The organism is Citrobacter sp. Ce119, assembly GCF_030334525.1.
Lineage (GTDB): Bacteria > Pseudomonadota > Gammaproteobacteria > Enterobacterales > Enterobacteriaceae > Citrobacter > Citrobacter europaeus.
Window position 1 is genome coordinate 23,806 of the sequence record NZ_JAOWDR010000047.1, and the last position, 23,771, is coordinate 47,576.

The window sequence follows — 23,771 nt, forward strand, 5'->3', positions numbered from 1 at the left end:
CCTACACTCAATAATCTATTCCTATTTGGGCTTTCACACCCGCTTCAAACGCGTGCTTGACCGGGCGTAGTTCGCTGACCGTATCCGCTAACTCCAGAATATCGCGATGGCATCCGCGACCGGTGATAATGACCGTTTGATGGGCAGGGCGCGCGTTTAGGGCATTGATGACCTCTTCAAGCGGCAGGTAGTCGTATGCCACCATATAGGTCAGCTCGTCCAGTATCACCATATCCAGTTCAGCGTCGGCCAGCATCCGCTTGCCGTGTTCCCACACGGCCATACAGGCTGCGGTGTCGGACTCGCGATTTTGCGTTTCCCAGGTAAATCCTGTCGCCATAACCTGAAACTCTACGCCGTGGGGTTCGAGTAAGTTTCGTTCGCCGTTTGGCCACGTACCCTTAATAAATTGCACCACACCGACTTTTTTACCGTGGCCTACCGCACGCGTGGCGGTACCAAACGCAGCGGTGGTTTTACCCTTACCATTTCCGGTGAACACAATAATAATCCCGCGCTCATCCTTCGCTGCGGCAACACGGGCGTCAACCCGGTCTTTTACGCGCTGCTGGCGCTGCTGATAGCGTTCTTCACTCATTGGGCAATTCCTGGTTTACGGCCCGGTTGGGCATCGAAAGTCATACCGGTTTTACGGCGGCTGTCATCGCCCATCAGCCACAGGTAGAGCGGCATAATATCGGCGGGTGTTTTCAATTTGTTCGGATCTTCCGTCGGGAACGCGCTGGCTCGCATACCAGTACGTGTACCGCCTGGATTGATACAGTTTACGCGCAGGTGACGGTTCTGATATTCATCTGCCAGAACCTGCATCATTCCTTCGGTAGCAAATTTGGAGGTAGCATACGCCCCCCAGTTGGCGCGCCCCTGGCGGCCAACGCTTGAAGAAGTAAAGACCAGCGATCCGGCATCGGATTTGAGCAACAACGGCAACAATGCCTGGGTCAGCATAAAGGTGGCGTTGACGTTTACCTGCATCACGTCCTGCCAGACCTGCGGGTTTTGCTCACTCATCGGACAAATATCGCCGAGTAGACCGGCATTATGCAGTACGCCATCCAGACGCGGGAAATGCGCGGCAATACGCTGTGCGAGCTGGTGGCATTCATCAGAAGTACAGGTGAGCAGATCCAGCGTGAACCAGTGTGGTTGCGTACCGTTTTCATCGGCAATGGTGCGGGCAACCTGACGCAGCTTTTCTTCATTACGCCCTAGCAGAATAACGGTCGCGCCGTAACGCGCATAAGTTTGTGCGGCCTCACGTCCGATGCCGTCGCTGGCACCGGTGACCAGAATAATACGGTCCTGTAGAAGGTCTTGTTTAGGTTGATAATGCACGGCTACTCCTCGGCGACGCCTGGCCATCTCGTTCGCGATAACTTTTGGGCTTTATGCCTTAAACCCTGTTCTTTTTCAATCAGCCAAAGGCAATAACACCGCAAAATGAACGCTTTGTCATGCTTTTTGCTGATTCCTTGCGGGGTGGATGAAACAAGACGGGTTAACAAGGCTGTTGTACACTGAGCGAAAGTAGCGTTGTTTAACCAAGGTGGGTCTCGTGGAATTGTTGTCTGAATATGGGCTGTTTTTGGCAAAAATTGTCACTGTCGTGGTGGCTATTGCGGTGATAGTTATGCTGATCGTCAACGCGACACAACGCAAACGTCAGCGTGGGGAATTGCGGGTTATTAATCTCAGCGATCAATATAAAGAGATGAAAGAAGACCTGTCGCTGGCCCTATTGGATGGGCATCAACAAAAGTTCTGGCATAAGGCGCAGAAAAAGAAACATAAGCAAGAGGCTAAGGCTGCCAAAGCTAAAGCAAAACAGGGAGACAGCACGTCATCTGATAAACCGCGTGTATGGGTACTTGATTTTAAAGGCAGTATGGATGCCCATGAGGTTAGCGCATTACGCGAAGAGGTGACGGCGGTGCTGGCGGTCGTTAAACCTCAGGATCAGGTAGTGGTTCGTCTGGAAAGCCCGGGCGGTGTGGTACACGGCTATGGCCTGGCCGCGTCGCAGTTACAACGCCTGCGCGATAAGCAGATCCCACTGACCGTCACGGTGGATAAAGTCGCTGCGAGCGGCGGATATATGATGGCCTGCGTGGCGGATAAAATTGTCTCTGCGCCGTTTGCCATCGTCGGCTCTATTGGCGTCGTGGCACAGATCCCGAACTTTAACCGCTTCCTGAAAGGGAAAGACATTGATATCGAACTGCACACGGCCGGACAGTATAAGCGTACGCTGACGCTGCTTGGCGAGAACACGGAAGAAGGGCGGCAGAAATTCCGCGAAGACCTGAACGAAACGCATCACCTGTTTAAAGATTTTGTGCATCGCATGCGTCCGACTCTGGACATTGAGCAGGTAGCCACCGGGGAGCACTGGTTTGGGCAACAGGCGCTGGCAAACGGGCTGGTGGATGAGATTAATACCAGCGATGAGGTGATTCTCAGCCTGATGGAAGGTCGCGAAGTGTTTAACGTACGTTATCTGCAGCGTAAAAAACTGATGGACCGTTTTACCGGCAGTGCGGCCGAGAGCGCAGATCGTTTACTGCTGCGCTGGTGGCAGCGGGGTCAAAAGCCGCTGATGTAAATTGACATTGCCGGATGGCGCGAACATAGTCATCCGGCAAATCATTTCTCGCGTTAATCGATCAAGTGATACTTTTCAGAAAGTACATGCGCCAGGTGTTTAAACATATTAAACACCGCCGTACTTTTGGCCGTTGGTAGCCCTTGCTCGTCTAAAAAGTAATCTCCGCTGAAAACCAGCACGCCATTTCGCTGCGTAACGCCGGTGGCGACAATCCCCGCCAGCGTGTCCTCATGCTCACGAATGATTTTGTTGGCTTCAATCAGCAGTGTTTCGCGATCGATGGGTTGAGTGTCTTTATGCATTATTTACTCCTTAAACAAGGACATTAGTCTACGCCGAGCCCGGCTTGTGGGCAAATATTCCCTGACTTAAATGAAGGCTTTAGGAGGGGATTGCAACTGGCGAGATTTGTTTTTGCATGCTAATAAAGTTGCGTAACGCATTTTATCAGGTACAGTGTGACGCTTTCGTCAATCTGGCAACAGATTTGCTTGACATTCGACCAATACTCCGTCGTGCTATAGCGTTTGTGAGCAAAAAAGCCTGTTAACTCAGTAACATGAGAGTTACATTACAAGCGCGAATCAGTTTAAGGGGTTGATATCCGCCGACGCAGAGACCATATCGATGTCTCGTCGCCAGTGGAAGGTGAATCAACGTGCGACGCATTCTGGAAGAATCAAATTAGGTAAAGGTGAATATGGGTAAAGCTCTTGTCATCGTTGAGTCCCCGGCAAAAGCCAAAACGATCAACAAGTATCTGGGTAATGACTACGTGGTGAAATCCAGCGTCGGTCATATCCGTGATTTGCCGACCAGTGGCTCAGCAACTAAAAAGAGCGCCGACTCAACCTCCACCAAAACGGCTAAAAAGCCCAAAAAGGATGAACGTGGCGCTCTCGTCAACCGTATGGGTGTTGACCCGTGGCACAACTGGGATGCGCGCTATGAAGTGCTGCCCGGTAAAGAAAAAGTTGTTTCTGAACTGAAGCAACTGGCTGAAAAAGCAGACCACATCTATCTCGCAACCGACCTTGACCGCGAAGGGGAAGCCATTGCGTGGCACCTGCGGGAAGTGATCGGCGGCGATGACACCCGTTACAGCCGCGTGGTGTTTAACGAAATTACCAAAAACGCTATTCGTCAAGCGTTTGAAAAACCGGGCGAACTGAATATCGACCGTGTGAATGCGCAACAGGCGCGCCGCTTTATGGACCGTGTTGTGGGCTATATGGTGTCGCCGTTGCTGTGGAAAAAAATTGCGCGCGGTCTTTCCGCTGGCCGCGTACAGTCGGTTGCTGTGCGTCTGGTGGTTGAGCGTGAACGCGAAATCAAAGCATTCGTTCCAGAAGAGTTCTGGGAGATTGATGCCAGCACGACTACGCCAGGCGGCGACGCGTTACCGCTTCAGGTAACGCATCAGAATGACAAACCGTTCCGCCCGGTCAACCGGGAACAAACGCTTGCCGCCGTTAGCTTGTTGGAAAAAGCGCGCTACAGCGTCCTGGAACGTGAAGATAAGCCGACCAGCAGCAAGCCGGGCGCGCCGTTCATCACCTCCACGCTACAGCAGGCTGCCAGCACGCGTCTGGGCTTCGGCGTGAAGAAAACTATGATGATGGCGCAGCGCTTGTATGAAGCGGGCTACATCACGTATATGCGTACTGACTCAACCAACCTGAGTCAGGATGCGGTGAACATGGTTCGCGAGTACATCGGCGATAATTTTGGCAACAAGTATCTGCCGGAGAGCGCGAACCAGTACGCCAGCAAAGAGAATTCGCAGGAAGCGCACGAAGCTATCCGTCCTTCTGATGTCGCAGTACAGGCGGAATCGCTGAAAGATATGGAAGCCGATGCGCAGAAACTGTATCAGCTGATCTGGCGCCAGTTTGTTGCCTGTCAGATGACGCCAGCCAAATATGACTCCACCACGCTGACCGTGGGCGCGGGTGATTTCCGTCTGAAGGCGCGTGGCCGTATTCTGCGCTTCGATGGCTGGACCAAAGTAATGCCTGCGCTGCGTAAGGGCGATGAAGATCGCATTTTACCGGCGGTAGATAAAGGCGATACGTTGACGCTTATCGAACTGACGCCAGCGCAACACTTTACCAAACCGCCTGCGCGCTTCAGCGAAGCTTCGCTGGTTAAAGAGCTGGAAAAACGTGGCATTGGTCGCCCATCCACGTATGCGTCGATCATCTCTACGATTCAGGATCGGGGTTATGTTCGCGTTGAGAACCGTCGTTTCTATGCTGAAAAAATGGGTGAAATCGTCACCGATCGTCTGGAAGAAAACTTCCGCGAACTGATGAACTACGATTTTACCGCGCAGATGGAAGACAGTCTCGACCAGGTGGCAAATCACGAAGCCGAATGGAAGGGCGTACTCGACAACTTCTTCACTGATTTTACTCAGCAACTGGATAAAGCTGAGAAAGACCCTGAAGAAGGCGGTATGCGTCCGAACCAGATGGTGCTGACCAGTATTGATTGCCCAACCTGCGGACGCAAGATGGGTATTCGTACCGCCAGTACCGGCGTTTTCCTTGGTTGTTCCGGCTACGCGCTTTCCCCAAAAGAGCGTTGCAAAACCACCATTAACCTGGTGCCGGAAAACGAAGTGCTGAACGTGCTGGAAGGCGACGATGCGGAAACGAACGCGCTGCGCGCCAAACGACGCTGCCAGAAGTGCGGCACGGCGATGGACAGCTACCTTATCGATCCTAAGCGCAAGCTGCATGTATGTGGTAATAACCCTACCTGCGACGGCTATGAGATCGAAGAGGGTGAATTCCGTATCAAGGGTTATGACGGTCCTATCGTTGAGTGCGAGAAATGTGGCTCTGAAATGCACCTGAAAATGGGACGTTTCGGTAAGTACATGGCGTGTACCAACGACGAGTGCAAAAATACCCGTAAGATCCTGCGTAACGGTGAAGTCGCTCCGCCGAAAGAGGATCCGGTTCCGTTGCCAGAACTGCCGTGTGAAAAATCTGACGCGTATTTCGTGTTACGTGATGGTGCTGCGGGTATCTTCCTGGCGGCAAATACGTTCCCGAAATCACGTGAGACCCGTGCGCCGTTAGTGGAAGAGTTGTACCGTTTCCGCGATCGTCTGCCGGAAAAACTGCGCTATCTGGCAGATGCGCCGCAGACCGATCCGGACGGCAACAAGTCCATGGTTCGTTTCAGCCGTAAAACTAAGCAGCAATATGTTGCCGCTGAGAAAGACGGTAAGGCTACCGGCTGGTCCGCGTTCTTCGTTGATGGCAAATGGGTAGAAGGAAAGAAATAACAGCATTCTGGCTGAATTTCTCCTCAAAGGGTCGCGTAAGCGGCCCTTTTTGTTTCTGGCGTATTATTTTTTTTCATCACTATACAGCTCACATAGAAATGATATAGTGGTTATAGTTAACACACTTTTTATTATTAAATCGTATTAGCAGCGCCAACGAGCCTGCTCTGAAACGATGATTTGATGGCGCAAATCGGGATGGCTTAACATGAAATTACAGCAGCTTCGCTACATTGTTGAGGTGGTGAACCACAACCTTAATGTCTCCTCAACCGCGGAAGGGCTTTATACCTCCCAGCCAGGTATCAGTAAGCAAGTTCGCATGCTGGAAGATGAGCTTGGCATCCAGATTTTTGCCCGTAGCGGTAAGCACCTGACCCAGGTTACGCCAGCGGGACAGGAAGTTATTCGTATTGCGCGCGAAGTTTTGTCCAAGGTCGAGGCCATTAAGTCCGTAGCTGGCGAACATACCTGGCCGGACAAGGGCTCATTGTATATCGCTACTACCCACACTCAGGCGCGTTACGCGCTGCCAAACGTGATTAAAGGCTTTATTGAACGTTATCCTCGCGTCTCATTGCATATGCATCAAGGATCGCCGACGCAAATCGCCGAAGCCGTCTCGAAAGGGAATGCAGATTTTGCTATCGCGACGGAAGCTTTGCACCTGTATGACGACCTGGTGATGCTGCCTTGCTACCACTGGAACCGTTCGATTGTCGTTACGCCGGACCATCCGTTGGCGGGCAAATCTTCCGTATCTATTGAGGAACTGGCGCAGTATCCACTGGTGACCTACACCTTTGGATTTACCGGGCGTTCGGAGCTGGACACCGCGTTCAATCGTGCCGGACTGGAGCCGCGCATTGTTTTTACCGCGACCGATGCCGATGTCATCAAGACCTATGTCCGTTTGGGTCTCGGCGTGGGGGTCATTGCCAGTATGGCGGTTGATCCTGTGTCCGACCCTGACCTGGTTCGCGTTGATGCGCATGACATTTTCAGCCATAGCACCACCAAAATTGGTTTTCGTCGCAGCACCTTTTTACGCAGTTACATGTATGATTTTATTCAACGTTTCGCACCGCATCTGACGCGTGATGTGGTGGATACGGCGGTGGCGCTGCGTTCCAACGACGATATTGAAGCCATGTTTAAAGATATTAAATTACCTGAGAAATAATAACGACTGTAACCTCGTCGGTATCCTTAAACATAAAGCGATACCGACGACAGAATCTGAACTATTCATTATTTTTCATCTCTATATTAACCGTATATTGTTTATGGTGAAGTCTCACTAAAGTAGTTTCAAATTACTAAGCGCGCCAAAAATCCTTCACAAATATTTATAACCGATCAAACTATTAATTTATTTATCAGGTCGAGCACGAAAATTATCTGGCTTTTTTTCACCTTTTTAATTAGGATTCCTCCTATCTGATGATTAATTGTACCAATTGTTTGGTGCCTAAATGATAAGTGATTTCGATAGTATGAGGTTAGCGATGCCTTCAGGAAACCAGCCAGCACGCCGGGATCCCGCAATGAAACGTAAAGCCTGGTTCGCTGTGTTTCTTGGCTCTGCGATATTCTGGATCATTGTCGCGCTCGTGGCCTGGAATGTGTGGGGGTAGGTGATGTCCACACCGGAACAACGCTCTACCGCGACGCCATCTCCTGACTCTCGTGAACATGAGAGTCAACGCGACGCAGAGAATAAGCCGAATATTCCTGTGACCTGGAAACTCTCTCCTGAACAGCGGGCCTTTATCGATCTGTTTGCTGATGATGATGAACAGAAACAATAATTGATATGTTTTTTATTACTATTATTAGCCCACCGTCTTGTATCTCTACTAATTAATTCCGAACAAGCGCCATCAGCCACGCTAATCCGCGTATTATCGAGTGGCCGTTGTCTGTTACACATTCACCGTTAAAATTTTCATTGCTTTAACCTTTCTCTCGCCATTGACTTCACCTGCCACTTTTATCAATTTGAGTTGTTATCAAAGCGTTACATTTTGTTTGTGTTATCTTTAATACTAACCCTGAAGAAAATCAGGGGATCCAACCCTGTCATTTAAGGAGGAGCTATGTCGTCGACCCTACGAGAAGCCAGTAAGGACACATTGCAGGTTAAAGATAAAACCTACCGTTACTACAGTCTGCCGCTGGCCGCGAAATCACTGGGTGATATCACCCGCCTACCTAAGTCGCTAAAAGTTTTGCTGGAAAACCTGCTTCGTTGGCAGGACGGAAATTCTGTTACTGAAGAAGATATTCATGCGCTCGCGCATTGGCTGAAAACCGCCCATGCCGATCGTGAAATTGCCTATCGACCTGCTCGCGTTTTGATGCAGGATTTTACCGGCGTGCCAGCGGTGGTCGATCTGGCCGCCATGCGCGAAGCGGTGAAACGTCTGGGTGGGGATACGGCAAAAGTGAATCCGCTTTCGCCAGTGGATCTGGTCATTGACCACTCGGTAACGGTGGATCGTTTCGGTGATGATGATGCTTTCGAAGAAAACGTTCGTCTGGAAATGGAACGTAACCATGAGCGTTATGTGTTCCTGAAATGGGGACAGCAGGCATTTAGTCGCTTCAGCGTTGTGCCGCCGGGGACGGGGATTTGCCATCAGGTTAACCTTGAATACCTGGGCAAAGCCGTCTGGAGCGAGTTACAGGACGGTGAGTGGGTGGCTTATCCCGATACGCTGGTCGGTACCGATTCTCATACGACGATGATTAATGGTCTCGGTGTACTGGGCTGGGGCGTTGGAGGCATTGAAGCCGAAGCGGCAATGCTGGGTCAACCCGTCTCAATGCTTATCCCCGATGTTGTGGGCTTTAAACTGGTGGGCAAGCTGCGGGAAGGTATCACCGCGACTGACCTGGTTCTGACCGTCACCCAGATGCTGCGTAAGCACGGCGTGGTCGGTAAATTTGTTGAATTCTACGGTGATGGGCTGGACACCTTACCGCTGGCCGACCGGGCAACCATTGCGAATATGTCGCCGGAATACGGCGCAACCTGCGGTTTCTTCCCGATCGATGACATCACCCTCGAATACATGCGTCTGAGTGGGCGAAGTGAGGAGCAGGTTGAGCTGGTCAGCGCCTACGCCAAAGCGCAGGGCATGTGGCGTAACGCCGGCGATGAACCCGTATTTACCAGTTCGCTGGAGCTGGATATGGGCAGCGTGGAGGCAAGTCTTGCCGGACCAAAGCGCCCGCAGGATCGGGTGGCGCTGGCTGATGTACCGAAAGCTTTTTCGGCCAGTAATGAACTTGAGGTGAATAGCTCGCTGAAAGACCGTCAGCCCGTGGACTACACCATGAGCGGCCAGCAGTATAAGCTGCCGGACGGTGCGGTGGTGATAGCCGCTATCACTTCCTGTACCAACACCTCCAACCCAAGCGTACTGATGGCGGCGGGGCTACTGGCGAAAAAAGCAGTGACGCTGGGTCTGAAACGTCAGCCGTGGGTAAAAGCCTCGCTGGCGCCTGGATCGAAGGTGGTCTCTGATTATCTGGCACAGGCCGGGTTCACACCGTACCTTGATGAGCTGGGATTCAATCTTGTAGGTTATGGCTGTACCACCTGTATAGGTAACTCTGGGCCTTTACCCGATCCTATCGAGACCGCCATCAAAAAAGGCGATCTGACGGTAGGGGCGGTACTTTCCGGCAACCGTAACTTCGAAGGTCGTATCCATCCGCTGGTGAAAACTAACTGGTTGGCGTCTCCGCCGCTAGTGGTGGCTTACGCGCTGGCGGGAAATATGAATATCAACCTGACGAAAGATCCGTTAGGCCATGACAGAAAAGGCGATCCCGTTTATCTGAAAGATATCTGGCCGACAGCCCAGGAAATAGCCCGTGCCGTAGAGCAGGTCTCTACCGCCATGTTCCATAAAGAGTATGCTGAAGTGTTTGAAGGCACGCCAGAATGGAAAGCAATCCAGGTTGATCGGGCTGATACTTATGGCTGGCAGTCTGACTCGACCTATATCCGCTTGTCCCCATTCTTCGATGGTATGCAGGCTACGCCGGACCCGGTTCAGGACATTCACGGCGCGCGTATTCTGGCAATGCTCGGGGATTCCGTCACCACCGACCACATTTCTCCTGCCGGCAGTATTAAACCGGACAGCCCGGCGGGGCGTTATCTGCAAAGTCACGGCGTTGAACGTAAAGATTTTAACTCCTACGGTTCACGACGCGGGAATCATGAAGTGATGATGCGTGGTACTTTTGCCAATATTCGTATTCGCAATGAGATGGTGCCCGGCGTGGAAGGCGGCATGACGCGTCATTTGCCGGGAACTGAAGTGGTGGCTATCTATGATGCGGCCATGCAATATCAGCAGGAGAACGTACCTCTGGCAGTTATTGCCGGGAAAGAGTATGGCTCCGGTTCCAGCCGCGACTGGGCGGCGAAAGGCCCGCGCTTGCTAGGGGTTCGCGTAGTTATCGCTGAGTCTTTTGAGCGTATTCACCGCTCTAACCTGATTGGTATGGGGATTTTACCGCTGGAATTCCCGCAGGGCGTCACGCGTAAAACGCTGGGATTAACCGGTGAGGAAGCGATCGATATCACGGACTTACAAAACATTAAGCCGGGGGCGACAGTCCCGGTGAGTATGGTACGCCCGGATGGGCGTAAAGAGGTGATACTATGCCGCTGTCGTATTGATACCGCAACGGAGCTAACGTACTATCAAAACGATGGTATTCTGCATTACGTGATTCGTAATATGTTGAATTAAAATGCAAAAAGCCTGCGAGAGCAGGCTTTTTTACCAGTGCTGGCAATGCTTATTTGCTGAGCAAATGTCCCATCTTGGCGGCTTTGGTGTCCAGGTAATGTTCATTGTTTGGGTTACGGCCCACAATCAACGGCACACGTTCAACAATATTGATTCCCGCTTCGGTCAGGATTTCTACTTTCTTCGGATTATTGGTCAGCAAACGAACTTCATCCACACCCAGCAGCTTGAACATATCCGCACACAGCGTGAAATCGCGCTCGTCTGCCGCAAATCCCAATTGATGATTAGCTTCAACGGTATCATAACCCTGGTCCTGCAACGCGTAAGCGCGGATTTTGTTGAGCAGGCCGATGTTACGTCCTTCCTGACGGTGATAAAGCAGTATCCCTCGCCCTTCTTCTGCAATATGGGTGAGGGCCGCTTCGAGCTGGAAACCGCAATCGCAACGCAGGCTAAACAGCGCATCGCCAGTCAGACATTCCGAGTGGACGCGCGCCAGGACAGGCGTTTGGCCTGTAATATCGCCAAAAACCAATGCGACATGATCGTGTCCGGTTGCCAGTTCTTCAAATCCCACCATCAGGAAATCACCCCAGGGGGTTGGCAGTTTGGCTTCTGCCACACGTTTAAGCTGCATGTAATTCTCCAGATTATGCTGGCACTCGTCGTGCCTTCGCCTGTCGGCTTCTGTTCTGTATTACACTATTTTGCCATAAGGCAACGACGTTCACCTAATCGCGACCAAGGATTCGCTTTTGGAATGGCACAAAATTGTCAATTTTCCCGGCATGCGCAATTTTCAGTTATGATTGTGAGACTTATCGACGAAAGGAGAGGCAATGCTTTCTATTGCAAAGCGCACCGCAGTTGGGGCTGGACTACTACTTATCATGCCGGTTGCCGTATGGGTATCTGGCTGGAGCTGGCAGCCGGGACACAATGTCTGGTGGTTAAAGTCCTTGTACTGGGTAACGGAAACGGTGACGCAGCCGTGGGGAATTATCACTCATGTTGTTCTCTGCGCATGGTTTCTGTGGTGCCTGCGCTTTCGTCTGAAAGCCGCAGTGATGTTGTTTGCTATTCTGGCGGCAGCGATTTTAGTCGGGCAGGGCGTGAAGTCCTGGGTCAAAGACAGGGTGCAAGAGCCGCGACCTTTTGTCATGTGGCTGGAAAAAACGCACAATATTTCGGTTGATGAGTTCTACACTTTAAAACGTAAAGATCGTGGGCACTTAGTCAAAGAACAATTGGCAGAACAGCAGGATATTCCAACGTTTTTACGCAAGCACTGGCAAAAAGAAACGGGGTTCGCTTTTCCATCCGGGCATACGATGTTTGCCGCCAGTTGGGCTTTACTGGCAGTAGGATTGTTATGGCCGCGCAGACGTACGCTGACAATTGTGTTTTTGCTGACCTGGGCCACCGGCGTTATGGGTAGCCGCTTGCTGTTAGGCATGCACTGGCCCCGTGATTTGGTGGTGGCAACGCTGATTTCGTGGCTGCTGGTGACGTTGGCGACGTGGCTTGCGCAGCGGGTATGCGGGCCATTAACACCGCCAGTACAGGAGAAAAAAGAAATTGCGCAGCGAGAACAAGAAAGCTAGCGATGATTGATTTTTCAAATTTTGCCCTTAAATCAGAAAGTGGAAAGCGCTTTTCCGTTTCGCACTCGTTGTGAAAATGGTAATTTAAAGGGCTCAACGCGGTAAGTTGGACACGATTTATTCGCTCAAACCACATAACGGGAAGTAATGTGAAATATTTACTCATTTTCTTACTGGTGTTGGCGATTTTTGTTATTTCGGTGACATTAGGCGCGCAAAACGATCAACAGGTTACGTTTAATTACCTGCTGGCTCAGGGTGAGTATCGTATCTCTACGCTGCTTGCTGTATTGTTTGCCGCAGGTTTTGCGATTGGTTGGTTAATTTGCGGCCTTTTCTGGCTGAAGGTTCGTGTGTCTCTTGCGCGCGCCGAACGTAAAATCAAACGACTGGAAAACCAGCTTGCGCCTGCGACCGACGTTGCGGTTTCTGCCGATTCGTCGGTTGTGAAGGAATAATTATTTATGTTGGAGTTGTTGTTTCTGCTTTTACCTGTAGCCGCTGCCTATGGGTGGTATATGGGTCGCAGAAGTGCGCAACAAAACAAGCAGGATGAAGCTAACCGTCTTTCCCGTGACTATGTCGCCGGGGTTAACTTCCTCCTGAGCAACCAACAAGACAAAGCGGTGGATCTGTTCCTTGATATGCTAAAAGAGGACACAGGCACCGTTGAGGCTCATCTCACCCTCGGAAACCTGTTTCGCTCTCGCGGTGAAGTCGATCGCGCAATCCGCATCCATCAAACGCTAATGGAAAGTGCCTCGCTGACCTACGAGCAGCGTTTACTGGCCGTGCAACAACTGGGACGCGACTACATGGCCGCGGGTTTGTATGACCGCGCTGAAGACATGTTCAATCAGCTGACCGATGAAACTGATTTTCGCGTCGGCGCATTACAGCAGCTGTTGCAAATTTATCAGGCCACCAGCGAATGGCAAAAAGCCATTGATGTCGCGGAGCGTCTGGTGAAGCTTGGTAAAGACAAGCAGCGTAATGAGATAGCCCACTTCTATTGCGAACTGGCCCTACAGCAAATGGGTAGCGACGATTTGGATCGCGCCATGACGCTGTTGAAAAAAGGCGCAGCGGCAGATAAAAACAGTGCGCGGGTATCCATCATGATGGGGCGCGTGTATATGGAGAAAGGTGATTACGCAAAGGCAGTTGAAAGCCTGCAGCGGGTGATTTCCCAGGATAAAGAACTGGTCAGTGAAACGCTGGAAATGCTGCAAAGCTGCTACCAGCATCTGGGGAAAAACGATGAGTGGGTGGAGTTTTTGCGTCGGGCCGTTGAGGAGAATACTGGCGCCGCCGCCGAACTGATGCTGGCTGATATTCTTGAAGCGCGTGAGGGTGCTGAGACAGCTCAGGTTTATATCACTCAGCAGTTGCAACGCCATCCTACGATGCGCGTGTTCCACAAACTGATGGATTACCATCTCAACGAAGCAGAAGAAGGGCGTGCCAAAGAAAGCCTGATGGTTCTGCGCGATATGGTCGGGGAGCAGGTACGCAGCAAGCCGCGCTACCGCTGCCAGAAGTGTGGTTTTACCGCGTATACGCTGTACTGGCATTGCCCATCTTGCCGTTCATGGTCAAGCATTAAGCCCATTCGCGGACTTGATGGGCTGTAATTTTTAAAAAAACCTCACTTTAGTTACAACATACTAGTTATATTTAATAGATCCATCCTTCACCTCCGCTGCCAGTTTCGCCTGGCAGAAATGTAATCGCGCCTGTTAATTTTCTATTACCGCAGGTAGAATGCACGCCGTTTACCCATTTCGCGCCGCCGGAGGCGCCCATCCTCAAGAAGGTCTGGTCATGACGTTTACTGCTTCATCTTCTTCTCGTGCTGTTACTGATTCTCCTGTCGTTGTCGCTCTCGATTATTCCAATCGTGATAAAGCATTAGCTTTTGTCGACAGAATTGATCCTCGTGATTGCCGTTTGAAAGTGGGCAAAGAGATGTTCACGCTTTTTGGACCTCAGATGGTTCGCGATTTACAACAGCGTGGCTTTGATGTCTTTCTTGATTTGAAATTTCATGATATTCCCAATACCACCGCGCATGCCGTTGCAGCCGCAGCCGATCTTGGTGTGTGGATGGTTAACGTTCATGCCTCTGGCGGGGCACGTATGATGACCGCAGCCCGTGAAGCCTTACTCCCTTTTGGCAAGGACGCGCCGCTGCTGATTGCGGTAACGGTTCTGACCAGTATGGAAGCCAGCGACCTCGCCGATCTTGGCGTGACGTTGTCACCTGCAGAGCATGCTGAGAGACTGGCGCGCTTAACTCAAAATTGTGGTCTGGACGGGGTAGTGTGTTCAGCGCAGGAAGCGGTGCGATTCAAGCAGGCGTTTGGTCAGGCATTTAAGCTGGTGACGCCAGGGATTCGTCCGGAAGGTAGCGAGGCGGGCGATCAGCGTCGTATTATGACGCCGGAGCAGGCGCAGTTAGCCGGTGTGGATTACATGGTGATTGGTCGTCCGGTCACGCAGTCTGCGGATCCCGCGCAGACGCTGAAGATGATCAACGCCTCCCTGAAACGAGGTGCGTAAATGAACGACTCAAACTCTCGTCTGGTCTATTCAACCGACTCCGGGCGTATTGATGAACCGAAAACGGCGCCTGAGCGTCCAAAAGGCGATGGCATTGTGCGTATCCAGCGCCAGACCAGTGGCCGCAAAGGTAAGGGCGTGTGTCTGATTACCGGTCTTGATCAAGACGATGCCGAACTGACCAAATTAGCCGCTGAACTGAAGAAAAAGTGTGGGTGCGGTGGGGCGGTAAAAGACGGTGTGATTGAAATACAGGGTGACAAACGCGACCTGATTAAATCGTTGCTGGAAGCCAAAGGAATGAAGGTTAAACTGGCAGGCGGTTAATAAAAAAAGCCACGGAAAAAATCCGTGGCTTTTTAATAATACAGACCTGAAAAAGTAAACGTATTATTATATCGAGCCGTTCAACCGTAGATTATTTACCCACCTGGTGGCCAATTATACCACCTACTGCAGCACCACCCAGCGTACCCAGCGCGCTGCCATCAGTCAGGACTGCACCACCCACTGCACCCGCACCAGCGCCGATAGCGGTGTTACGGTCTCGTTTGGACCAGTTAGAGCAGGCACTCAGAGACATTGCCAGAGTAATTGCCAGAATGGCGGCGGTCATTTTTTTGCTCGTTACTAACATAATACTTTCTCCTGAATTATTGATTCACGGAATCCAGTGTTCTTTAAGAATAGCGCTAAATTAAGACTATAGAAGATATTTCCGTGAAACCGTGTAGCGAAGGCATTACAAACACTATCCTGAAGTTGGATGTTCGTTCCTGTTATATCGCTAACATTAATTTTACGACTTTATCCTGTTAACGACAGGTAAAAAGTCTTAATTGGACTGTCAGATAACTCTCAGAGAGGAGATGATTTGCCTGCTGACAAATCATCTGCTGAAGATTTTATGCGTGGGCATCAATGATATTGACGGTCAATCCTGAATGCTCGAGCTGCATTTGCACGCTGGCACTGAGTCTGGAGTCCGTTACTACACGGCTGAATCGCTCTAACGGACCCAACGTGTAAGGGTGGATGGCTTCGAATTTTGAGCTATCGGTTAGCACAATGACTTCTGCGCCTTTTTCCAGCACCGCGTTAACCACGTCAGAACGCATCATGTCGCGTCCGGTAAAGCCGGTGTCTGCTTGCCAGCCGTCAATGCCGATAAAGGCCTTGCTGAAGTGTACCTGCTGGATAAACTGGCGAGTTAAAGGGCCGACCATACTCTCGCTTTTTTTCTGGTAAATTCCACCGAGAAGAATTACCTCGCAGGGGGTTTCTTTCAGCAGATGGGCAATGTAGCTACTCACAGTGATAATGGTGACATCCTTTTGCTCAGCCAATGTTCTGGCCAGAAGCGCATTGCTGCTGCCGTTTTCAATGAACACGGACTCGCCTGGGCTTACCAGCGATGCGGCGAATTCAGCCAGCTCACGCTTCAGGGTGAAATTGGTCATCATGCGTGTTTCAACATCATCGCTGTTCAATGAAACAGCAAAGCCGTGCGCTCGGCGTAAATAACTCTGTTTTTCCAGCGTGTTCAGATCCTGTCGGATCGTCACTTCTGATACGCCGGTGAGTTTTGCCAGATCGGCGACGCTCATCTGACCTTTGTCGGTCACCATCTGCAAAATAGATTGTTGTCGGGAATTCATAGTATTAATTTTATAGCGATATCGTATCGGAAATTAAACGGAAACTGCATTATCCGCAGTTTGCTGATAGCAGCGACATCAAAAGTGCGATGTCATCAGATCTCCCACGGAGCCTTAGGCTTTTTCGCCAAAGATTCGGTATCTTCTTTGACTGTGTTTAACAGTTCAGCCTTCAGAATTTCAAGGTTATGGATGGCTGAGTGGTAATCACCTGCAACGAGGATATCCAGCACGGTATCAATACGTTCGGCCAGACGCTGAGCGTCGATATCAGACATGGTCATCATCCTAATGGCAATAGAGTTTGAATTTCATGATGCAGAATTTCATGGCAAAAGAGAAGGGAAAAATAGTATTAACCTGAACGATTGGAGAATATTATATATTCTGTGATTACATGCAGATAAGATCTCCATGTAATGTCCATTTATGGCTATTCACTACGTATAATTTCTCTACATTAACGCAATTTTTTACTCAGATGTCGGCGATACCAACGTTCAAAAGCGGCTGCTGGCATTGGTTTAGCGAATAAAAACCCCTGACGCTCATTGACGCCATTTTTGGTCAGAAACGCATCCTCTTTCGCGCTTTCCACGCCTTCAGCAATCACCTGCAGGTTGAGCGCCTGTGCTACTGCAACAATGGCTCGCACCAGCGACTGTGAAATGGATTGCTTGTGTACATCTCGGACAAAGGTCTGATCCAGTTTAATTGCATCCAGCGGGAAGCGGGCCAGTTGCGACAGCGACGAATAACCGGTACCAAAATCATCCAAATGGATTTGCGCTCCCAACTGGCTAAATTGCTGAATAACGGACAACGCCAGTTGTTCATTTTCAATCAGGCTGCTTTCCGTTAATTCAACATCGATGGGGCAATACTCAAAGTTGAGTTCCTGAAGTACCTGCTTCAGTGCGGTAAAAAGCGTCTGGTCGGCGAGCTGGCGGGCAGAAACGTTTACCGCCACGCGCAGGTTTATGCCCTTGGCGCGCCATTTCGCGACCTGGCGCACTACGTCGAGAATAACCCAACGACCCAGCGGGACGATGAGCCCCGATTCCTCGGCGTAGGAGATAAACTCCAGTGGGGGAATGAGGCCACGTTCCGGGGACTGCCAGCGTACCAGCGCCTCCAGACTACGCACTTCACCGCGCCAGGTTATCTTTGGCTGATAATGGATAACCAACTGATCGTTTTCCAGCGCCTTACGCAGATTGGTATCCAGCCACAGATATTCAAATACGCGCTGATTCATTTCCGGAGAGAAAACACAAAACTGTCCGCGACCGCCTTCTTTTGCGGTGTACATGGCTGTATCCGCATTACGAATGACGCTCTCGCAGTCCTGACCATGCTGAGGGGCGAGGGAAATACCAATAGAGCATCCGGTATAGATTTCAATCAGGCCGATGCGAAATGGCTGGCGCAGGCGCGTCAGAATGCGTGATGCGGTAGCTTCCAGTGTGCCCTGGGATGTTTCGGTGGCCAGGACAATGAATTCATCGCCGCCAAACCGCGCCAGTATCTGGTTGTCGTCGAGACAACTGAGGATTGCCAGCGATACGCTTTGTAATAATTGATCGCCAAACATATGCCCGTAGGCATCGTTTACCTTTTTGAAGTTATCCAGATCGAGGTACACAATCCCGACCTGCATATCGCCTGCGTTCTCAATCGCATTGCCGATCAGTTCATGAATTGCGTTGCGGTTAGGTAAGCCTGTGATGGAGTCGGTATTTGCCAACACCCGCAGTCGCTCCTGCGCGCGGCGTTCTTCAGTGATATCGGTCCCGGAACAGATCAGAAATATTTCGTTCTTGCCGCTACCGTTATGCACAAATTTATTGCGAAACAGAAACAGACGCTGGCCTTTGCAGGTTTTCACCCAGCGCTCAACCTCATACGAATTACCTTCGCGGAAAAAGACCTCGATATTGCGCCGTGAAGCCGCAGCCTCACGTCGACTCATAAATAATGTGAATACACTTTGGCCAATAACTTCACGTTCTTTGAGGCCAGTGTACTCTTCACACAGGCGATTAAACCGCTGAATGTTGCCCATCCGGTCAAGAATGACAATAACGGAATTGGCTTCAGAAACGACCTGTTCGGCAAAAGAGAGCCCGTGAGCCAGGTCGCGGGCGACGGAAGGGGTGTCATCCCAGGCGGATGCGCTTCCGGCCCATTCGCGTTTATTGATTTTTCGACCGACCAGATGCACTGGTATGTCATCATCTTCAATGGGCAACGTCATTAACAGACTTGACGTAATCACCGTCATCTCGCGAATGCGATCGGCTTGTTCAGGTGATAACTCGATGGTCTGATCGGCGCCTGACGTTTCGTCGATAGAGAAATGCAGGATGTTGCAATCCTCTGACAAACGCCAGTAGGGGTTATGAGTGCCCACATAGCTATACAACGTAACCAGCTCCCGGACGTCTTTCATGATGTGTACTATCCCGTTTAAAGCGCATAGAGCCTCAAAAGTAAGGGTAGCCATGATTCATTCAGGGTGATTATGGCTGAACGTATTGTTTTTTTTATATATTTATGTGTAATCCAGAATCCGTAAAAAGCAAAGCAAACGGAACTGAAAATAGTAAAAAAATAATTTTGACCGATTGAAAGAAGTGTAGTGCCTGGTGGGAATTTGGGCGGAAAAAAGAAAACGACCTTTCACAAAATGAGAAAGGTCGCTGGATTACGACATTTTACATGGCGGGACGTGCGATAACGCTGCGGGTTTCCATCCGCACTTCGGCGATAGTTACGTCAATCACATCCGTGACTTTGTAAACCACTTCACCTTTAATTTGTACAGTGCCGCTTTCCTGGCTGCATACCAGTTCGTCACGAACGGCGTGCAGGAACGGGGCAGGAATAAATGCAACAGCGCCATTATCAATTAAACGCACACGCATGCCGCCACGGCTGACGTCAATGATCTCGGCGGCAAAGCGGGTATCGGTCCCGGCTTTGTCGCTCAGGAAACGGGCGTATAACCAGTCACCAACATCACGCTCAGCCATCCGGTTCAGGCGACGACGTTCCGCCATTTGCACGGTGGTATCATCCTGAGGGCGGGCGATGTTTTCACCTTTGATGACGGCCTTAAGCAGGCGGTGGTTGATCATATCGCCATACTTACGAATAGGAGATGTCCAGGTGGCATAAGCCTCCAGACCCAGCCCAAAGTGCGGACCTGGCTCGATACTTATTTCAGCGTAAGACTGGAAGCGGCGAATTCGACTGTCGAGGAAACCAGAAGGCTGCGCATCCAGTTCGCGGCGCAGTTTGCAGAAACCTTCCAGCGTCAGGACCTCTTCGGCATCCACGTGCATACCATGGGTTTTCAACAGCGCGGCCAGAGCGTCGGCGTTAGCGGGGTCAAATCCCATATGGACGTTATAAATACCGAAGCCCAGCTTGTCGCGAAGCACGCGGGCGGCACAAATGTTCGCCGCAATCATGGATTCTTCCACGATACGGTTTGCGATGCGGCGCGGTTCTGCGACGATGTCCAGCACTTCGCCTTTTTCACCCAGAACGAAACGATAATCCGGGCGATCTTTAAATACCAGTGCATGATTATGACGCCACTCACCACGACTCAGGCAAATACGGTGCAGCAGGCGGATTTGTTCAGCAATCGCGTCGTTTTCAGGCTGCCAGTCGCCTGCGCCTTCCAGCCAGTCGGAGACGTTGTCGTAGACCAGCTTCGCTTTCGACTCAATCGTTGCTGCGAAGAACGTGATGTTGTCTTCAATCGCGCCATCCGCGGTGATGGTCATCCGACATGCCAGAACCGGACGCTCAACGTTTGCACGCAGAGAGCACAAATCGTCAGACAGTTCACGTGGCAGCATCGGGATATTGAATCCCGGCAGATAGTTAGTAAACGCGCGAATTTTTGCCGTTTTATCCAGTTTGCTGCCTTCTGCAATCCAGGCGGTAGGATCGGCAATGGCGACAGTTAATTGCAATTTGCCGTCGGCCAGTTCTTCAGCATACAGCGCATCGTCCATATCTTCGGTGCTGGCGCTGTCGATAGTGACAAAGTTGAGGGCGGTTAAGTCCTCACGAACCAGACCTTCATCCAGCATCTCAGTTGCCACACCGTCCGGTGCTTCTTTTTCGAGATTATGGCGTGCCAGCGTGACCCACCACGGAACAAAGTGGTCATCAGCAAACGTGATAAATTGGGTTAACTCGGCATAGAAGGTGCGATCGCCTTTCAGCGGGTGGCGGCGCATTTCAGCTACGGCCCAATCACCTTCTTTAAATTCATGCTCGACGCCGCGGGCGGCACGGCAAGGGATAGCATCTTTCAGTAACGGATGATCTGGCACAATCGCCAGGCGGTCATTTTTGCCCTGAACTTTACCCACGAAGCGCGTCAGGAAGGGTTCGATCAGTTCTTCCGGCTCGGCAGATTCACGATCTTTTTCTGTATGGATAACCGCTACTATACGGTCGCCATGCATGACTTTTTTCATCTGCGGGGGCGGAATGAAATAGCTTTTTTGTGCATCGACTTCCAGGAAGCCAAAGCCTTTTTCCGTGGCTTTTACCACCCCTTCAGCACGTGGCGTCTGGGAATGCAGTTGCTGTTTAAGCTGCGCTAGCAGCGGGTTGTCCTGAAGCATAATTGTCTATTTTCGTGGCTAAAAGAGCGGCTGACAGTTTTACGCGATTCTATCAGTTGCGGCAAGCGCTCTTTCAGTAAGTGGATCGGTTAACAAGTCTCGCCCAGCGCGATTTTCAAGCGATTCAACCATCCGCACAATCCGCTCCAGGCCAGCAGGTTAATCGCTTGTTCAGAGGAGATGTCCTGATCGAACAAGGGAGTTAACAGCGCGGCGCTAAAGCGGTCAGGCGCTCGGGTTAGCCATTGTACCGCCTGCAGGGTGACGCGCTCAACCGGATGTCGTTGTTCCCAACGCTGTAATTCACGCTCATCCAGGCGAAGCAGGGCGATGACCTCGGCTAATTCATTTGCTGTGTGAGTATGTTCATTAAAGCAGGCCACGCTGCCGTTAATCCGTGACGTCATTAGCACCGTCAGAGAAAATGCCCGCGCCGGTACAGCGCTGCGCCGGGTACTGGAAATAAGCGTCGCAAGTAAATCCAAAATGACCGGTGAATGAATCAGTAATGGCGCCAGAGCTTGCAGTTCATTGGGATAACGTCTGGTCGCCGCCTCATCAAGACCAGGATGTTTTTCTATCGGGAATGGTGCAGCGTGCCAGGTTGTGTTTGTTGCATTAAATGGCGCAGCGTGAGCGAATTGCTGTATATCCAGTCCCGGAATTCGGCGTACCGGATGTCCGGACCAGGCCTGAAACAGGGCTACGATACGGGCCTGAAAACCGACGAATCCGATAATTTGATTCATCAAAATGGTATCGCTGGTGGTCAGCCCGACAGCATCCAGGTGCTGGCGATCGCGTGCACCTATCACGGCAGGAGAGCTGGCAAGTTGACGCGCATATTGGGTGATTTGCGCCAGTCGATGGTTACTCTCCCGTGAGGAGTCCGGCCCAGGAAGCGGTGTTAAACGTGCGGCATAGTGATTACATAATCGCTGGACGCCATACACCTGAGCGACAGTTAAGGCTGTACTCATCCGTTCATAGGCACTGAATGTGTGCATCTGATCCTGGTTTACATGAGCCGGGAAGAGGATCTGGGCAAGTTTACGGGCAGGAGTTAACCAGGATTGAAAAGGCAAAAGGGCGTCATCAGGTATCGCCAGATCCAGTAAAAAGCTGTCGTCGACATGAGCGGCTTCCGGCACCAGCGGTAAAACATCTTGCGGATACGTGCTGGATTGCGTCTCATGATACCAGTGGCTTTTGCCTTCAATTCGGCGTTGTTCCATGGGCGGTCCTTGGTCTAAAAAGTGGCGACCCGGACACGTCGTCATACCACTACGCCGGATCGTTTGCGCTGCAATATCCTGACGTAAGCAGAAGAGGGGATGAAAGATTGTTACGTGATAATAAATATCAGAAAAGCATATATGGCGGCGGGTAGAGAAGAGTCATGGGCGGGTTAATTCCGCCCATTGGGGACTTACGATTATTTCAGTTCCAGCTCGTTCATAGCCGCGATGCTGAAGCCACCATCGACGTGAACGACTTCACCAGAGATGCCGGCAGCGAGATCGGAGCACAGGAATGCCGCGGAGTTACCCACATCTTCAATGGTTACAGTGCGGCGAATCGGCGTAACCGCTTCACAATGCGCCAGCATTTTACGGAAATCTTTAATGCCGGAAGCGGCAAGTGTCCGGATAGGACCTGCGGAAATAGCGTTCACACGCACGCCTTCAGGACCCATCGCATTAGCCATGTAGCGAACGTTCGCTTCCAGAGAGGCTTTCGCCAGGCCCATCACATTGTAGTTAGGGATGGCGCGCTCAGCGCCTAAATAGGATAGCGTCAGCAGCGCAGAGCCTGGATTCAGCATGGAACGGCAGGCCTTTGCCATCGCTACAAAGCTGTAAGCGCTAATGTCATGAGCAATTTTGAAGCCTTCGCGGGTGACTGCATTCACGTAGTCGCCATCCAGTTGGTCAGCGGGCGCGAATCCAATTGAGTGAACGAAACCATCGAATTTCGGCCAGGCTTTGCTTAGTTCCGAAAACATTGCATCAATGCTGGCGTCTTCCGCCACATCACACTGCAGTACGATGCTGGAACCCAGTTGAGCTGCAAATTCTTCCACGCGGACTTTTAGTTTGTCGTTCTGGTATGTGAAAGCCAGTTCAGCGCCTTCGCGATGCATTGCCTGAGCGATACCCCAGGCGATAGAAAGTTTGCTGGCAAGACCCGTTACCAGAATACGCTTACCGGAAAGGAAACCCATAGTTTTAATCCTTATGGTCATTGCTTATTTTTAGCAATCAATGAGTTATGATCACAATTTCAAGCTTGCCCGAAATGGGCTGCAATTATATCCCACTCTTTGTTCCTTGTAGAAGAGTAATCAGCCCGCAGTGACAATCACTACCCATGACATATGAGGATCATACAAGCGCGGAAGGATGGAGAAAATACAAGGCTTTAAAGGCATCTCAATGGTATTATTAACTGCTAGCTTATGTTTATAAACATAGCAAGGTAGGAACTTTCTTAAAACAAAAAATATGACCAGATTCAGTTCTTTATGATATATTGTTTTTATCGATCGATATTGATACATTGATCGATATTATTGATTGATTGTGATTAAAAG

At 50.8% G+C, this 23,771-nt stretch carries 22 protein-coding genes; 11 read left to right on the top strand and 11 right to left on the bottom strand.

All coding sequences use genetic code 11. From position 1 onward, the window contains the following. Window positions 1–7: 7 nt before the first annotated feature. Both cobO and OGV80_RS08890 read right to left on the bottom strand, forming a co-directional pair. Entirely contained in the window at window positions 8–598 is a 591-nt protein-coding gene (cobO, locus tag OGV80_RS08885) for a cob(I)yrinic acid a,c-diamide adenosyltransferase (protein ID WP_043016144.1), read from the bottom strand. Further along, the gene (locus OGV80_RS08890) at window positions 595–1,356 is read right to left on the bottom strand and encodes a YciK family oxidoreductase (protein ID WP_043016145.1); all 762 of its coding nucleotides are present in this window, start codon (window positions 1,354–1,356) and stop codon (window positions 595–597) included. The genes cobO and OGV80_RS08890 overlap by 4 nt, the downstream gene beginning before the upstream one ends. 220 nt (window positions 1,357–1,576) lie before the next feature. Between OGV80_RS08890 and sohB the strand changes: the two genes are divergently transcribed. Beyond that, complete coding sequence (gene sohB, locus OGV80_RS08895; RefSeq protein WP_286514561.1) at window positions 1,577–2,623, top strand: protease SohB; 1,047 nt, start codon at window positions 1,577–1,579, stop codon at window positions 2,621–2,623. Between the two features lie 53 nt (window positions 2,624–2,676). Here sohB and OGV80_RS08900 read toward each other — a convergent pair whose 3' ends face one another. Further along, on the bottom strand, window positions 2,677–2,928 hold the full coding sequence (locus OGV80_RS08900; protein WP_043016147.1) for a YciN family protein: 252 nt from the start codon (window positions 2,926–2,928) through the stop codon (window positions 2,677–2,679). Between the two features lie 398 nt (window positions 2,929–3,326). Here OGV80_RS08900 and topA point away from each other — a divergent pair, with 398 nt between their 5' ends. From topA to acnA, 5 genes are all read left to right on the top strand, one after another. Next, window positions 3,327–5,924 (top strand): type I DNA topoisomerase, encoded by a 2,598-nt coding sequence (gene topA, locus OGV80_RS08905; protein WP_087053392.1) that lies wholly within the window; start codon window positions 3,327–3,329, stop codon window positions 5,922–5,924. Between the two features lie 208 nt (window positions 5,925–6,132). After that, window positions 6,133–7,107: an HTH-type transcriptional regulator CysB gene (gene cysB, locus OGV80_RS08910; protein WP_043016149.1), complete on the top strand. Its 975-nt coding sequence runs from the start codon at window positions 6,133–6,135 to the stop codon at window positions 7,105–7,107. A 292-nt stretch (window positions 7,108–7,399) separates the two neighbouring features. Continuing rightward, window positions 7,400–7,561: a YmiA family putative membrane protein gene (locus OGV80_RS08915; RefSeq protein ID WP_008784933.1), complete on the top strand. Its 162-nt coding sequence runs from the start codon at window positions 7,400–7,402 to the stop codon at window positions 7,559–7,561. A gap of 3 nt (window positions 7,562–7,564) precedes the next feature. Continuing rightward, complete coding sequence (locus OGV80_RS08920; RefSeq protein WP_167373449.1) at window positions 7,565–7,735, top strand: YciX family protein; 171 nt, start codon at window positions 7,565–7,567, stop codon at window positions 7,733–7,735. A 288-nt stretch (window positions 7,736–8,023) separates the two neighbouring features. Next, window positions 8,024–10,699, top strand: coding sequence for an aconitate hydratase AcnA (acnA, locus tag OGV80_RS08925; RefSeq protein WP_043016150.1), 2,676 nt, complete (start codon window positions 8,024–8,026; stop codon window positions 10,697–10,699). A 49-nt stretch (window positions 10,700–10,748) separates the two neighbouring features. On the opposite strand, the gene ribA is transcribed toward acnA, so the two are convergent. Next, window positions 10,749–11,339: a GTP cyclohydrolase II gene (ribA, locus tag OGV80_RS08930; RefSeq protein WP_043016151.1), complete on the bottom strand. Its 591-nt coding sequence runs from the start codon at window positions 11,337–11,339 to the stop codon at window positions 10,749–10,751. 202 nt (window positions 11,340–11,541) lie between these two features. On the opposite strand from ribA, the gene pgpB reads away from it, so the two are divergent. From pgpB to yciH, 5 genes are all read left to right on the top strand, one after another. Further along, window positions 11,542–12,306: a phosphatidylglycerophosphatase B gene (gene pgpB, locus OGV80_RS08935; RefSeq protein ID WP_087050490.1), complete on the top strand. Its 765-nt coding sequence runs from the start codon at window positions 11,542–11,544 to the stop codon at window positions 12,304–12,306. A 149-nt stretch (window positions 12,307–12,455) separates the two neighbouring features. Next, complete coding sequence (locus OGV80_RS08940) at window positions 12,456–12,764, top strand: LapA family protein (protein ID WP_006684318.1); 309 nt, start codon at window positions 12,456–12,458, stop codon at window positions 12,762–12,764. A gap of 6 nt (window positions 12,765–12,770) precedes the next feature. Further along, complete coding sequence (lapB, locus tag OGV80_RS08945; protein ID WP_286514568.1) at window positions 12,771–13,940, top strand: lipopolysaccharide assembly protein LapB; 1,170 nt, start codon at window positions 12,771–12,773, stop codon at window positions 13,938–13,940. Between the two features lie 190 nt (window positions 13,941–14,130). Beyond that, window positions 14,131–14,868 carry an orotidine-5'-phosphate decarboxylase gene (pyrF, locus tag OGV80_RS08950; RefSeq protein ID WP_105179604.1) on the top strand — a complete coding sequence of 246 codons (738 nt, stop codon included), beginning with the start codon at window positions 14,131–14,133 and terminating at the stop codon, window positions 14,866–14,868. Further along, window positions 14,869–15,195 (top strand): stress response translation initiation inhibitor YciH, encoded by a 327-nt coding sequence (gene yciH, locus OGV80_RS08955; RefSeq protein ID WP_043016155.1) that lies wholly within the window; start codon window positions 14,869–14,871, stop codon window positions 15,193–15,195. Between the two features lie 91 nt (window positions 15,196–15,286). On the opposite strand, the gene osmB is transcribed toward yciH, so the two are convergent. The 7 genes from osmB to fabI form a co-directional block, all read right to left on the bottom strand. Continuing rightward, on the bottom strand, window positions 15,287–15,505 hold the full coding sequence (gene osmB / locus OGV80_RS08960) for an osmotically-inducible lipoprotein OsmB (RefSeq protein WP_043016156.1): 219 nt from the start codon (window positions 15,503–15,505) through the stop codon (window positions 15,287–15,289). Window positions 15,506–15,773: 268 nt separating this feature from the next. Then, window positions 15,774–16,526 (bottom strand): DNA-binding transcriptional regulator YciT, encoded by a 753-nt coding sequence (gene yciT, locus OGV80_RS08965; protein WP_047410862.1) that lies wholly within the window; start codon window positions 16,524–16,526, stop codon window positions 15,774–15,776. 95 nt (window positions 16,527–16,621) lie between these two features. Further along, a complete protein-coding gene (locus tag OGV80_RS08970; RefSeq protein ID WP_047410865.1) occupies window positions 16,622–16,804 on the bottom strand; it encodes a YciZ family protein in 183 nt (60 codons plus the stop codon). Window positions 16,805–16,986: 182 nt separating this feature from the next. Beyond that, entirely contained in the window at window positions 16,987–18,978 is a 1,992-nt protein-coding gene (pdeR, locus tag OGV80_RS08975) for a cyclic di-GMP phosphodiesterase (RefSeq protein ID WP_286514578.1), read from the bottom strand. 265 nt (window positions 18,979–19,243) lie between these two features. After that, window positions 19,244–21,178: an exoribonuclease II gene (locus tag OGV80_RS08980; RefSeq protein WP_047410868.1), complete on the bottom strand. Its 1,935-nt coding sequence runs from the start codon at window positions 21,176–21,178 to the stop codon at window positions 19,244–19,246. Between the two features lie 89 nt (window positions 21,179–21,267). Beyond that, entirely contained in the window at window positions 21,268–22,413 is a 1,146-nt protein-coding gene (locus OGV80_RS08985) for a carboxymuconolactone decarboxylase family protein (protein WP_286514580.1), read from the bottom strand. A 200-nt stretch (window positions 22,414–22,613) separates the two neighbouring features. Beyond that, entirely contained in the window at window positions 22,614–23,402 is a 789-nt protein-coding gene (gene fabI / locus OGV80_RS08990; protein ID WP_043016162.1) for an enoyl-ACP reductase FabI, read from the bottom strand. Window positions 23,403–23,771 lie beyond the last annotated feature (369 nt).

Coding starts and splice junctions, on each gene's coding strand:
- osmB (WP_043016156.1), bottom strand. CDS start 15,505: ATGTTAGTAACGAGCAAAAAAATGACCGCCGCCATTCTGGCAATTACT.
- ribA (WP_043016151.1), bottom strand. CDS start 11,339: ATGCAGCTTAAACGTGTGGCAGAAGCCAAACTGCCAACCCCCTGGGGT.
- acnA (WP_043016150.1), top strand. CDS start 8,024: ATGTCGTCGACCCTACGAGAAGCCAGTAAGGACACATTGCAGGTTAAA.
- OGV80_RS08970 (WP_047410865.1), bottom strand. CDS start 16,804: ATGTCTGATATCGACGCTCAGCGTCTGGCCGAACGTATTGATACCGTG.
- lapB (WP_286514568.1), top strand. CDS start 12,771: ATGTTGGAGTTGTTGTTTCTGCTTTTACCTGTAGCCGCTGCCTATGGG.
- OGV80_RS08980 (WP_047410868.1), bottom strand. CDS start 21,178: ATGCTTCAGGACAACCCGCTGCTAGCGCAGCTTAAACAGCAACTGCAT.
- OGV80_RS08985 (WP_286514580.1), bottom strand. CDS start 22,413: ATGGAACAACGCCGAATTGAAGGCAAAAGCCACTGGTATCATGAGACG.
- fabI (WP_043016162.1), bottom strand. CDS start 23,402: ATGGGTTTCCTTTCCGGTAAGCGTATTCTGGTAACGGGTCTTGCCAGC.
- OGV80_RS08920 (WP_167373449.1), top strand. CDS start 7,565: ATGTCCACACCGGAACAACGCTCTACCGCGACGCCATCTCCTGACTCT.
- cobO (WP_043016144.1), bottom strand. CDS start 598: ATGAGTGAAGAACGCTATCAGCAGCGCCAGCAGCGCGTAAAAGACCGG.
- yciH (WP_043016155.1), top strand. CDS start 14,869: ATGAACGACTCAAACTCTCGTCTGGTCTATTCAACCGACTCCGGGCGT.
- pgpB (WP_087050490.1), top strand. CDS start 11,542: ATGCTTTCTATTGCAAAGCGCACCGCAGTTGGGGCTGGACTACTACTT.
- OGV80_RS08915 (WP_008784933.1), top strand. CDS start 7,400: ATGATAAGTGATTTCGATAGTATGAGGTTAGCGATGCCTTCAGGAAAC.
- topA (WP_087053392.1), top strand. CDS start 3,327: ATGGGTAAAGCTCTTGTCATCGTTGAGTCCCCGGCAAAAGCCAAAACG.
- OGV80_RS08900 (WP_043016147.1), bottom strand. CDS start 2,928: ATGCATAAAGACACTCAACCCATCGATCGCGAAACACTGCTGATTGAA.
- yciT (WP_047410862.1), bottom strand. CDS start 16,526: ATGAATTCCCGACAACAATCTATTTTGCAGATGGTGACCGACAAAGGT.
- cysB (WP_043016149.1), top strand. CDS start 6,133: ATGAAATTACAGCAGCTTCGCTACATTGTTGAGGTGGTGAACCACAAC.
- pyrF (WP_105179604.1), top strand. CDS start 14,131: ATGACGTTTACTGCTTCATCTTCTTCTCGTGCTGTTACTGATTCTCCT.
- pdeR (WP_286514578.1), bottom strand. CDS start 18,978: ATGAAAGACGTCCGGGAGCTGGTTACGTTGTATAGCTATGTGGGCACT.